The organism is Vibrio nomapromontoriensis (assembly GCF_050337205.1).
In the GTDB taxonomy this organism is placed as follows: domain Bacteria; phylum Pseudomonadota; class Gammaproteobacteria; order Enterobacterales; family Vibrionaceae; genus Vibrio; species Vibrio nomapromontoriensis.
This window is the reverse complement of record NZ_JAKJSS010000006.1, coordinates 577320-589717: the sequence shown is the minus strand read 5'-3', so window position 1 is coordinate 589717 and position 12398 is coordinate 577320. Positions and strand designations below refer to the sequence as shown.

General features: G+C 42.9%; 12 protein-coding genes. 9 read left to right on the top strand and 3 right to left on the bottom strand.

All coding sequences use genetic code 11. From position 1 onward, the window contains the following. Positions 1–6 precede the first annotated feature (6 nt). The 4 genes from L4D05_RS02765 to L4D05_RS02750 all read left to right on the top strand — a co-directional run bounded on the left by L4D05_RS02765 (position 7) and on the right by L4D05_RS02750 (position 2690). On the top strand, positions 7–477 hold the full coding sequence (locus L4D05_RS02765) for a hypothetical protein (protein ID WP_428750682.1): 471 nt from the start codon (positions 7–9) through the stop codon (positions 475–477). Between the two features lie 232 nt (positions 478–709). Then, the gene (locus tag L4D05_RS02760; RefSeq protein WP_428750652.1) at positions 710–979 is read left to right on the top strand and encodes a PTS sugar transporter subunit IIB; all 270 of its coding nucleotides are present in this window, start codon (positions 710–712) and stop codon (positions 977–979) included. 11 nt (positions 980–990) lie between these two features. Further along, the gene (ulaA, locus tag L4D05_RS02755) at positions 991–2247 is read left to right on the top strand and encodes a PTS ascorbate transporter subunit IIC (protein WP_428792968.1); all 1257 of its coding nucleotides are present in this window, start codon (positions 991–993) and stop codon (positions 2245–2247) included. Next, the gene (locus L4D05_RS02750; protein ID WP_428792967.1) at positions 2244–2690 is read left to right on the top strand and encodes a PTS sugar transporter subunit IIA; all 447 of its coding nucleotides are present in this window, start codon (positions 2244–2246) and stop codon (positions 2688–2690) included. Before ulaA ends, L4D05_RS02750 begins: the two co-directional genes overlap by 4 nt. Positions 2691–2815: 125 nt before the next feature. Here the strand turns inward: L4D05_RS02750 and L4D05_RS02745 are convergent, their stop codons facing one another. Continuing rightward, positions 2816–4495, bottom strand: a complete 1680-nt coding sequence (locus tag L4D05_RS02745; protein ID WP_428792966.1) for an RluA family pseudouridine synthase — start codon at positions 4493–4495, stop codon at positions 2816–2818. Between the two features lie 439 nt (positions 4496–4934). Beyond that, on the bottom strand, positions 4935–5396 hold the full coding sequence (locus tag L4D05_RS02740) for a hypothetical protein (protein ID WP_428792965.1): 462 nt from the start codon (positions 5394–5396) through the stop codon (positions 4935–4937). A 770-nt stretch (positions 5397–6166) separates the two neighbouring features. Here L4D05_RS02740 and L4D05_RS02735 point away from each other — a divergent pair. Genes L4D05_RS02735 through L4D05_RS02725 form a run of 3 tightly spaced genes read left to right on the top strand, consistent with a single transcriptional unit; the run spans position 6167 to position 8767 of the window. After that, the gene (locus tag L4D05_RS02735) at positions 6167–6637 is read left to right on the top strand and encodes a hypothetical protein (protein WP_428792964.1); all 471 of its coding nucleotides are present in this window, start codon (positions 6167–6169) and stop codon (positions 6635–6637) included. A 26-nt stretch (positions 6638–6663) separates the two neighbouring features. After that, a complete protein-coding gene (gene mgtE / locus L4D05_RS02730) occupies positions 6664–8034 on the top strand; it encodes a magnesium transporter (RefSeq protein WP_428792963.1) in 1371 nt (456 codons plus the stop codon). A 19-nt stretch (positions 8035–8053) separates the two neighbouring features. After that, on the top strand, positions 8054–8767 hold the full coding sequence (locus tag L4D05_RS02725) for an MgtC/SapB family protein (RefSeq protein ID WP_428792962.1): 714 nt from the start codon (positions 8054–8056) through the stop codon (positions 8765–8767). A 91-nt stretch (positions 8768–8858) separates the two neighbouring features. On the opposite strand, the gene L4D05_RS02720 is transcribed toward L4D05_RS02725, so the two are convergent. Beyond that, entirely contained in the window at positions 8859–9236 is a 378-nt protein-coding gene (locus tag L4D05_RS02720; RefSeq protein WP_428792961.1) for a SirB2 family protein, read from the bottom strand. A 443-nt stretch (positions 9237–9679) separates the two neighbouring features. On the opposite strand from L4D05_RS02720, the gene L4D05_RS02715 reads away from it, so the two are divergent. Both L4D05_RS02715 and mltC read left to right on the top strand, forming a co-directional pair. After that, the gene (locus tag L4D05_RS02715) at positions 9680–11050 is read left to right on the top strand and encodes an NAD-dependent succinate-semialdehyde dehydrogenase (protein WP_428792960.1); all 1371 of its coding nucleotides are present in this window, start codon (positions 9680–9682) and stop codon (positions 11048–11050) included. Between the two features lie 151 nt (positions 11051–11201). Next, a complete protein-coding gene (gene mltC, locus L4D05_RS02710) occupies positions 11202–12305 on the top strand; it encodes a membrane-bound lytic murein transglycosylase MltC (RefSeq protein WP_428793121.1) in 1104 nt (367 codons plus the stop codon). The last annotated feature ends 93 nt before the right edge of the window (positions 12306–12398 follow it).

Genomic DNA, 12398 nt, shown 5'->3' with positions numbered 1-12398 from the left:
AAAAAAATGGATGCACCAAAAGATATGCAGATTGGTGCGTCATTTGAAACAAAAAGGCATGGTTCCGTGATGATTGTTGAGTATTACAACACTCATACCGTTATTGTTGCCTTTAAAAACACAGGAAATATTCGTTCTACCACCGCAGCAAAGCTTCGTAGTGGTCAAATAACGGACCGTTCCGTTCCACCACAATCCTCAATGGTTGGCCGAAAATATGAATCGCTCAAGCACGGTTTATTAACCATTAAACAAGTTGAATCCGAAAACATCGTAGTTTTAGAGAACAGCAACGGCGAAGAAGTAAGGATGTTACTTCCTGCAGTACAAAAGATGAAAGAACATATAGAAGAGAGTGATGAGCATGATGAGGAATTAGAATTTCCGACATCGCTTAGTGCTTTAACAAAAAGAAATAAGAAAACCAAAGATGTTAACTCACTATTGAAAAAGATGATTACCGACTATGGTAAATAATACTAAACCTAGGACATAAGCAACCACACACAACCCTTTCCCCACCCTATACCTCACCCGGCAATCATTATCTAAATCCATGCAAACCTCCACTTACTGTGATCGGCATCACAAGGTCATTTTGACTTTGTGAGCCAAGTCGATATCAATTAACCTTGTTTTCGGTAATATCCTCTCCATCAACGACGTGAAACACTTATTCTTAGATCAACAAACCCTACAGAGATATATTATGAAAAAGATTATGGTTGTATGCGGAAATGGCCTCGGCACTTCATTAATGATGGAAATGGCGGTTAAAGAAGTGGTAAAGAAAATTGGGTTTGAAGCTGAAGTCGATCATGAAGATCTATCATCAGCAACATCAAGTAAAGCCGATATTTGGGTCGCAGCAACGGATGTTGCCAATCAGCTAAAAGATGCAGGAAAAACAAACGTAATCAGCTTAGCTAATATATTTGACAAAGTGTCGATTGAAGAACAATTAAAAGCTATCATCTAGGGTAATATATCATGGCTAATTTCTTTGAATTCATGCTAGGCTTGTTAAAAGAGCCAGCAATAATGGTTGGATTAATTGCTTTCATAGGCTTAGTTGCTCAGAAAGCAGATGTATCAACCATTTTAAAAGGCACCATTAAAACCGTCATGGGTTTCCTAATATTAGGGTTTGGTGCTGGTGCACTTGTAGGTGCATTAAATAATTTCTCAGTCGTATTTACTGAAGCATTTGGCGTAAGTGGTGTCATTCCAAATAACGAAGCGATTGTTGCCTTAGCACAAGAAGCATTTGGCTATGAAATGGCTTTAATCATGTTCTTTGCCTTCGTGGTTAATATTCTATTGGCTCGCTTCACACCGCTTAAGTATATATTCTTAACGGGTCACCACACGATGTTTATGTCGATGTTGGTTGCTGTGATTCTTTCTACAGCAGGCATCACTGGCACACTATTAGTCGCTATTGGTGCAGTGATCGTCGGCTCGCTCATGGTCATCATGCCAGCGCTGGCACAGAAGTACACAGAGAAAGTAATGGGTACTGATCAACTGGCGATGGGTCACTTCTCAACCCTGTCTTACTTGGTTTCTGGTTATATCGGCAGCAAGTTTGGTGACACATCTACCACTACTGAAGATATGAACGTACCAAAGAGCTTAATGTTCTTACGTGATACGCCAGTAGCCGTAGCAGTAACCATGGCAATCTTCTTCCTATTTGCCTCCATTTTTGCTGGTGGTGAGTTTGTTGAAACTGTCTCTGACGGCCAAAACTGGGTTGTCTTCACTCTCCTTCAATCACTAATCTTTGCTGGTGGTGTTTACATCGTTCTTCAAGGTGTAAAAATGCTCATCGCGGAAATCGTCCCTGCATTTAAAGGTATTTCCGATAAACTGGTTCCAGGTGCAAAACCGGCGCTAGATTGTCCAATGGTATTCCCTGTTGCACCAAACGCAGTCCTTATTGGCTTCTTGTCTTCATTCACAGCTGGTCTTGTTGCGATGGGTATTCAAGGCATGTTTGATTGGACGATTATTGTTGCTGGTGTGGTTCCCCACTTCTTCGTTGGTGGTGCATCTGGTGTGTACGGTAATGCGACGGGTGGTCTACGTGGTGCGATTTTAGGCTCATTCACTCAAGGCCTATGTATCTCGTTCTTACCAATGCTTCTACTTCCTGTACTAGGTAATATTGGCCTTGAAGCGACAACATTTGCAGACTTTGACTTTGGTGTTGTTGGTCTTATTCTAGGGTGGATTGTGTCATGAGCATTATGACGTTGATTGGCGATAACATTGTTATCTCGACTGAAGAGAACTTAACTGTTGATGCGGCTCTAGAGAGCACTTGTTCAAAACTTCTTGAACATGGAAAAGTGAAAGCAACATACTTGGAAGCGATTAAGCAAAAACATCAAGAGATTGGCGCGTACTATGTGCTGGCACCAAAAATTGCCATGCCACATGCTCGCCCAGAAGATGGGGTCAATGAAGCAGCCCTTCAAATCACGGTGTTTAAAAACGGCGTTGACCTTGAGTCAGAAGACAACGGTGATGTGTACTTCTCTGTGACATTAGCGGCCATGGATTCAGACAGCCACATCCAAACGATAATGGCACTATCAGAGCTGTTCCAAAATGACGACGATGTCGATGCCATCATCGCTTCGCAGACGAAAGAAGAGATAATTAGAATTTTAGAAAGATACTGATCATTCGCTTCTTTACCCCAAACCGATCCAACGCCCTTTGTTCATAAAGGGCGTTTATTTTTTCCCCATCATGTTCAAGACTTCGCGACCAGTGACGCACTCATTCAATAGGCAAGAAAGGTGATTTAGAATTCAGCGTCAACCTGAAATGTCATGCGCTCGTGCGTAATGGGATGATCAAGAACCAATAGTTCAGCATGTAAATGCAAACGGTTTGCCGTCGTGCCATAAAGATCATCGCCCACGATGGGCATTTGTAGCCCCAATGCGTGGGCACAATGTACCCTCAGTTGATGTGTACGCCCAGTTTTGGGCGAAAGGTAAAGCTTAGTTCGATTACCTTTACGCTCTATCACCTGCCACGTTGTTTCGGCAGGCTTGCCGTGCTCAAAGCAAATCAGCTGTCGTGGCCTATCATCAAGGTCACCACGCATTGGTAATGAAATACAACCTTCGTTTCGTTCAAGTAAACCCTCAATCAAAGCGACATAACGCTTTTCCACGGTACGCTGAATAAATTGTTTTTGTAGACTCTTGTTCGCCCGTTTACTAATAGCAATAACCATCAACCCCGATGTCGACATATCTAAACGATGCACGATCAATGGCCCAGTTGCCTCAGGAAAAGCCTTTTTCATTCGAAGATAAACTGAATCTTCGATAGTTTTTCCTGGAACGGACAAAAAATCAGCGGGTTTATGCACGACAGCCATATCATCGTCTTGATAGAGGATATCCACTTCCTTACCTTCGGCTGGATTTCTTAGTAGTGGATTTTCGTCCACCTCAAGCCCTTCAAGCATATGAGTTAAAATTGGGTGGCACTTTCCCTGGCACGCTGGATAATAATTCTTATGTTGTCTAATCGACGACTTCGGTGGTACGCCCCACCAGAATTCAGCTAAAGCTAACGGCTTCATTCCCCATTTATACGCATACTGCAACAGCTTAGGGGCTGCGCACTCTCCGGCCGCCGCTGGCGGTACACCTTGAGTAGTCTTAGCAAAAAGTTCACCAAGGTTTTTCTCTTGGCCAAGTGCATTCAAAAATGTGTATTGCTCAAACAACTTTTTTTGTAGCTGTGACGAACGCTGCTTACGTTTGTTTCTTAACGGTATGATTTCAGCCATCATAGAGTCTAGTTCGCATTGAACTTCCGCAATACGGGCATCCCAATGTAGCTTTAAATCGCGAAGTTGCAGCTTTTCAATGACACTGGCTTGGCTTAGTTGCTGCTTAAGTAGGTGACGTTCATCTTCAGGTAATTCACTAGAAGCTGCACGTTTAGCCTTTCTGATCTTACGAGCTTCAACCATGTTGCTTCGATGCACTTTCAGTGCCTCATCCGCATATTGTTTTTCTTGTGCTAGCAAAACTTGCAGACGCGTCAATCTTGGCGTTGATTCCAGCTCACCAATCTGATTAGACATCTGGTTAATTTCAGCTTGCCCTGACAAAAAGAAGCTGTCTTGAGCTAACATATCAAAAACAGGTGGCACAAAGTGTGGTATCAAATTTTGGTCGGCGATTTTTCCGGAAAACGCAGACAAATAACCGACTTCGCCTACACTGTTTTCAACCAATAACACCCCAAACATTTTGCCGATCGCATTTTCTAGCTCATCCTGCAAACCAAAATTATGTTGCCACTCGGTTTGCGTATTCAGATGCTGTTGAAGTTCTTCCGCCGCCAATAGACAAAGTGGATGAGGGGTATAATAGAACGGATAAGTAAACCGCTCAGGCAATGTGTACTCATCAATAGAGCTATTAAATGGAGTAAAACAATGTTCTGGTGTGTGCATATGTCAATCTATATAAAACGTTGAACCCTAAGAGCACAACGCTTCATAGGCATGAAAGGCTGGCAATTCTAACTGTTAACGGCCGTAAGATCACTACTCAAAAAGACGAAGTTAATAAGTCGCTGATTTGTCATTTCCACAAAGCGTAAGTGACCCGCTACATTGCAACACGTTTAACGACCCGAGATTACAGATAGAAAAGTAATCACGTACTCCTTCAAGCAGTGTGATGACCCAAAATGACCTAGACCAACCATTTAACGAAGTAGGCATAATTCTCATGCCTTATCTATCCCTATTATCACCACTTATTCTGGGTAATAAAACGCCAATAGATTTTTGAAATTTTACATGGCGATACGTGTATCAATAGGTTGATTTAGTGTACCCGGTGTCGACACATCTAAACCAACCTATACCCCATTCTGGATGGTGATAATTAAATAGTCTGTACTGGAATGTTTTCCATTTGAACCGGTGTGTGGTCTTCGGTGTAATAGGTATAGGTCGCGACAATACCATCGTACTTGCTATTCACGAGTAATCGAAGTTCAACATTTGGTAATAATACGGGGCCTGGGCCAAAGCGAGGATTCCAAGCACCAGGAATAACCGGGTACCCTGTTGCTACAATGAGATTATTACACTCAGATTCACCCATCACACACAACGGTGTTGCATCACCGCTTAGCTTGGTAAAGTGCGGCTTATCGAGGTGAATAGATGGATGACTTACCTCACCAAAACCACTTACCGCTCCAGTCTTAGGATGAATGGATAGAGTAAGATTAAACTCAACGCCACCCAAAATCCCCGGCGTAGCAATACGGTACTCACGATGCTCAACTTTATGGCTTGTTGATGATTGACCTAGTTCATTAACTTCGCTTGTTTCTGACATGTTATGTTCCTTTTATTTTCTACGACTTCCTAAGTAAGCATGTAAATCATAATTCAACGAGCGATAGAAACCATTACACGCTATTACACCTCGATGGAATTTAATTGAGATATTTATCAGAAAAACACTCACCTGATCATTTGTAAGTAAATATTTCCCTGCGCTAAGTTAGTTTGACAACAAATTAAATCTTCCCTACGATGCACTCGATTTTACAGAACAGTAATTTCACTCCAATTTTTCAAACACAGGAATAATAGAAACCTATGGACTCTTCGAGTAGTCGAATAATAAAGTTTGGTGTTTTCGGTGGAACGAATATGCCTGTGGTTTCTTGTCTGCAAATGGTCTAATGACTATGCCGAGGGAAATCCCTTGGCAACCGTGATTCTTCACTCCCCTTCCCTGTTAACCCCAAACATTTTTACGTCATATCAATCACATACATATTTTATTTAAATAGCCAACGTAGTGGCTAGTGGTTGCAGCTATTATCAAATAACTATATTTATCATTATGATTAAGACACCGATCATATTATTAATGAGATCATCACTATTGGACTAAAGACTCACCTGTAGTGCATCTAATTAAATGTATCTTTCATCATAAACTTAAATATTGCTAGTTTGTTATGGTCACAATTATCAATTACTTTTGATATCGACGTTTGGCTTATACTCATTTTAGTTGACTGATGTTTATACCATTTTGGTATAGACTTACCTGTTTGGTTTCTTTGTTCTGATCCTATTTTAGGAGATACAAAGATGATAAAAACATTGCTTTTGATAGCAGGCATTAAACCAGTTGAAACAGCGAAATTTGTTGCTGTGGAGCGCTATATCAATACCAGTATTTTATGTGTTGGTGAAGATCTCTCACTCCAAGATGTGCGGGTATTCGCTCGCTCAGCCTCAGACTTTCATGCCGTCGCTGCCATCTCTAAAAGTGGCGCTTATCTTGGGCTGTTGCCGCTTATTCATTTACTCACTGCCGACCCAAAACGCTTGGTTTCTGAGTTTATTCTTGCACGCAATCATTACATATTTTCGTCTGCGAATGCTTACCAAGCATCACAGCAATTGACCCATAGCCAATGGAATATACTGCCTGTCCTTAATAGTGAACACCGAGTCATTGGTGCATTTGAACATAGTAAAGCTCGTGCGCTAAATGATGGTAGTAAAACTCAAAACGCTTCCATCAAGCATCTACAGCAATTCTCTACTTGTGCTTAAGCCATTATAGTTTAAAGGAAAACTCTATGACTCTTTACAACATCACCCAAGAGCTAATGTCGCTTCACATTAGTCAAAATCAATCAGCGGTGCAGCGTTTCCTTGCTTCGCGTCCAATAGCAGATTGCGCAGACGCTTTCGTAACGCTCATCGATAACCAGCAACTTAATGTACTTGAGGTTCGAGATCTATTTCGCTTAATGACCACTGAATCCCAAATTACATTACTGGAATACCTACCACTTACTCTGCAAACCAACCTTGTGGAATACCTAGATATTGCTGAGCTCGTTCAGATAACACAAGAAATGGCTCACGACGAGCGAGCAGACCTTATCGCGAGCTTACCTATGCCATTACAGCAACAAGTTCTCGATTCCATCGCCCTCGAACATCGTGTAGATATCGAGCAACTGACCTCTTATCCACAAAACAGTGTTGGCGCAGTCATGACGTCAGACTTTGCCACATTAGCGATTAGTAGTACCGTTGAAGATGCGATTAAGCAGCTCAAGCATATTGCACAAGACAGCGAAACCATTTATCAAGCTTACGTGCTTGATGATCAAGAATGCCTGCAAGGCACTGTTTCACTACGAGATCTCATTCTTGCTAAACCATTGCAAACTATTTCTGAGATCATGACCCGTGTATGTATTTTTGTGCGCGTAGAAGAAGCTCAACCTATCGCAGCTCAAGCGATACGAAAATACGATCTATTGGCCCTTCCAGTACTAGACATGAGCAACCGATTAGTTGGTATTGTCACCTATGACGACGCGATGGATGTTGTCGAAGAGGACATCCATCGACATATCCACAAAACCGCAGCCATTAATTACTCAGGAAAAATAAAGGACGCTTCCATCAGTCTAATGTACCGAAAAAGAGTATTTTGGTTGGTGCTATTAGTTTTCGGTAATATTTTTTCAGGGGCTGGCATTGCTCACTTTGAGGACATGATCGAAAGCTATATTGCCTTGGTTTTCTTTTTACCGTTACTCATCGATAGCGGCGGTAACGCAGGCTCTCAGTCTGCAACATTAATGGTGCGCGCACTCGCCACCGGTGACATTATCGCTAAAGACTGGGCAAAAATGCTGGGCAGAGAACTGATGATCGCCGCCTTATTGGGGATCACGATGGCCTCAGCCGTTTCATTTTTAGGGTTTTGGCGCGGCGGCTATGACATCGCGGTTGTCGTAGCAATAACAATGCAAATTGTAGTAATAGTGGGCTCTGTTGTCGGGATGTCATTACCGTTTTTACTCAACAAAATGAAACTCGACCCGGCCTCCGCCAGCGCGCCTTTAGTGACATCAATTGCTGACGCGCTAGGTGTACTCATTTACTTTTCTATCGCATCGTTAATTCTCGATATGCCCGTTAGTATTTAGCAATAATGAAGAGAACATTATGATCATATCTGAATTAACCACCTTTCTCTGGCCCCTTATTGTTGCCTCTGTGCTTGGGGCTGCGGTTGGTATTGAACGACAGTGGCACCAACGAATGGCTGGTTTGAGAACCAATGCTCTGGTGTCACTGGGTGCAGCCAGTTTTACATTAATGTCGACGTTTGAAGTCAATGACGCCAGCCCAACACGTATCGCGGCTCAAGTCGTATCAGGAATTGGCTTTCTTGGCGCAGGGGTCATCATGAAAGAGGGAGCAAACATCCGCGGGCTCAATACCGCAGCAACGTTATGGTGCTCGGCAGCCATTGGGGTGATGGCAGGTGTGGGGCAAAATACGGGCGCACTCGCTGTTGCACTCATGGTACTTGCCACCAATACACTGCTACGCCCACTTGTCTCTGCAATAAACCAGCGCCCTAACCTCCATACACAACAAGATGAGAACTGGTGGCGGTATCACGTCGAAGTCATGTGTAATCACCAAGAAGAGCCTTATGTTAGAGCATTATTATTACAAGGAGCGTCAGATGGCATTCTACAACTTCAAAAACTCGACAGCGAAGACATGCAAGGTGAAGACGTCTCTCAGGTACGTGTGCAGTCATCCATCCTTGTTAGTAAAAGAACGGATCACAACATAGAAAAGATTGTCGGTCGCTTAAGCTTAGAACCTTCAGTTTCATCAGCTTGTTGGAAGGTATCGGAAGCTTAATTTATCCATATCATACACTAAGGTAGCCACGCCAAAATATGAGAGTGAGCGGCGCAACTCGTTCACTCTCAGCTTTATGTCAAGTTAGCAATTAGCCGAGTGCAATGGGAGCATGTAACTTACCGATAACAAATATCGAAATAAAAATGACGCAGGTTAGTGACGTTAAGATAGCGCGAGACTTTCGACTTTGGTTAGGTCTGAAGACCAACATTGCGCTACCAACGTAAGCTAAAAGAAGCATGAACTTTTCTGTCAACCAAGGATCAACAAATGGGTATTGCCTAATAGTCACACACAATAATACGGCACTAGTGAGCATCATAAGCGTTAATAGCTTATGCATCGCAAGTGCAAACTTATTTTCAATGAGTGCCGACGCATTAAAGCCCCACATCGCCCTTAGTAAAAAACTAATGAAGCTAAGCAAAACAAGCGCAACATGTGCCTTTAAGATCAGAGAATACATAACCACCCTTAACACTATTTTTACATTCAAACGTGCGTTTAAGGTATGCAATAGGGATGAAGAGTTCTTTGATGTAAATCAAATGTTTCTCTTTTGTTTCTCTTATCGCTCCGAATTGATATTTTTATGTTTCATCCATTCCCTCTGGCAGTACCTGGCAGAAAATACTTCGAGCTTTCTATAACCATAAAGCAAACAAATAGCATCACGTTGATACGTTATTCCGCACAATACAAACCATTCGAATATTAAATACGAAAACAATCCACCACCCTAAGCTACTAGCATACACCCGTAGAAAAAGATGATTGCTGGAGGCTATGTCACATTTCCACCAATATAAACTATTCAAAAATCGGGCAAGAAAATAGCGTAGGCACATTGCCGAAAAGAGTAAGCATACCCTTATCATAAGCATTAGTTTTGCCCCCCGGAGAAACGAAATGACAATTAGAACATTGAATCCCTACACCAACCAAATCGAAAAATCTTTCCCGATTATCGACAATATAGAAGTAGAACAAGCACTTGGACATGCCCACCGTGCTCACCTACAGTGGCAAGACACATCGTATGCCCAGCGAGCGGCGCTGCTCATGAAAGTCGCTGATATTCTGGAAGCGAAAAGTGACGAGTATGCCAAGCTAATGACGACAGAAATGGGCAAGCTTCATCGTGAAGGCGTTGCGCTTGAGCTTCCTCTCTGCGCACAAATCTGTCGCTACTACGCGACGAATGCTGAACGATTTCTTGCACCTGAGCCTATCGAAGATGTGAGCGCTGGCTCTGCGTTTATCGAAAGCCGACCTTTAGGGGTGATCTATGGTGTGATGCCTTGGAACTTCCCTTTTTATCAGGTCATTCGTTTTATCGCCCCTAACATAATGGCGGGCAACAGTGTGGTGTTTAAACACGCCTCCAACGTTCCTCAGTGTGCGCTAGCAATCACGGAATTGTTTGAACAAGCAGGCTTTCCTAAACACTTAGTCAACCACCTGTTTATTTCTTCGAGCCAATCTGAAGTAATCATTGCAGATAAGCGCATTCAAGGCGTTTCATTAACTGGTAGCGAAAAAGCGGGCGCTAACGTCGCGGCGCTTGCAGGGAAATACCTCAAAAAAGTAGTGATGGAACTGGGCGGCAATGACCCATTTATTGTCCTTGCGGATGCCGATATAGATAAAGCCGTAGAACTGGCTGCCATTGCCAAAATGTTCAATTCAGGACAAGTGTGCATTAGCGCGAAACGCTTTATCGTAGACGATAGCGTCTATGATATTTTCATCGACAAATTCGCTTCCGCACTGGCAAGCTTAAAAGCGGGCGATCCTATGTCTGATGAAACAGGGTATGCGCCATTGGTGAATGTTTCTGAACGAGACCAACTGCTTTTACAAATACAAACTGCCGTATCGCAAGGTGCCCAGCTCATCTTGGGCGGCAAAGCAGAAGCTTTAGAAGGTGCATGGCTAAAGCCAACCATCTTGGCAGGTATCACACCTGAAATGGATCTCTTTGACCAAGAGCTCTTTGGCCCTATTGCTGTTGTATACCGAGTTAAGTCCGATCAAGAGGCCATTGAACTGGCAAATAATAGCTCTTACGGGCTCAGCTCTGCCGTTATTTCACAAGACGTTAAACGTGCACACCAGGTCGCCAATCAGTTACATTGCGGCGCATCATTCATTAATACCTTCTCTATGTCAGAGGCTTGCTTGCCATTTGGCGGGATTAAGAATTCAGGCTTCGGTCGAGAGCTAGGGCGACTTGGGATAGACGAATTCGTCAATAAAAAGCTCGTTCGAACATTATAAGAAATTCAACATCGCCCCTTTTCGATTACGGTATGTAACGGTGAAGGGGCGATTTTTCTTAAATACTCACTCATTGCGAAAAATAATTCCCTCATCAAGGAAACCATTGGATACTTGCTTATGTATCGTTTATCTCATCGAGTACCAACCCTTGAAGAAAGCACTTTGCCTATCTTTACTGCTGCTAATTACTGGCTGCACACCTTCTGGCTCATCACAAACTAATCCGTCGCAGCCTACGACCAATCCGGTTATGTCTCCCACAGAGAAGCAGGTTATTGCTCAGTTGCTTCGCTATGTTGCCAAGCAAGGAAAAGCAAAATGGGGTGAAGATGACTTTGTGCAAGCGGGAAAGCACCGCTACGTAAAGTATCTAGATGGTTACCAAACTCGGGCTCATATTGATTTTGATAAAGGAAAGATATACGTCTCAACCATCGCTCAGAGTGATTCGCACAACAACCTCAAGAAAGCCATCGTACAAACCTTACTTATGCCTGCAGACCCAAAAGATGCCGAGCTATTTAGCGACAAAACCGCCGCTTTAAAAGGTAAACCGTTTTTACTTAATCAAGTTCTCGATCAAGATGGCAAAGCGATTGAGTGGCAATGGCGAGCAAACCGCTACGCCGATCATTTAATGACGCATCAGCTTAAGCGTAAAAGCATAAAACGTGGCACTGCCTATTATGTTGAAATTACCATGGTTAAGAATCACCTAGAGCAGAGGGAATACCAATATGCTTCGCTCATTCAAGCTGCGGCAAAACGTTATGGGTTAACTGAAGATCTGATTTACTCCATCATCAAAACAGAGAGTAGTTTTAACCCTTATGCGGTCAGCCATGCTGGCGCGTATGGGTTGATGCAGGTCATCCCTAAAACCGCTGGCGCTGATGTATTTAATTTGGTGAAAAAGAAGCCAGGTATTCCGACCAAAGAGTACCTCTTTGATCCTGCCAACAACATCGATACTGGCGCAGCGTATTTTTACATATTGAAAAACCGTTACCTACGTGAGGTCAAGCACCCAACAACTCTGCACTTTAGTATGATTTCGGCCTACAACAGCGGTACTGGTGGTGTGCTCGCAACTTTTCATCGCGATAGGAAACAAGCGATGAACAAACTAAATTCCTTAGCGCCAAAACAAGTCTATACCGCTTTAACCACGCAACATCCAAAAGATGAAGCGAGGCGATACCTGCAAAAAGTGCTGTATTTTCAAAAAGAATTCAACGAAACCATCCTATAAAACCGCCTCCTAATGACTCAAAACAGGAAAAGATTCGTGTAATATTCTTAGAACTGAGGTGAAAAGCATTACGGCCAAGTTACCTGATTAGTG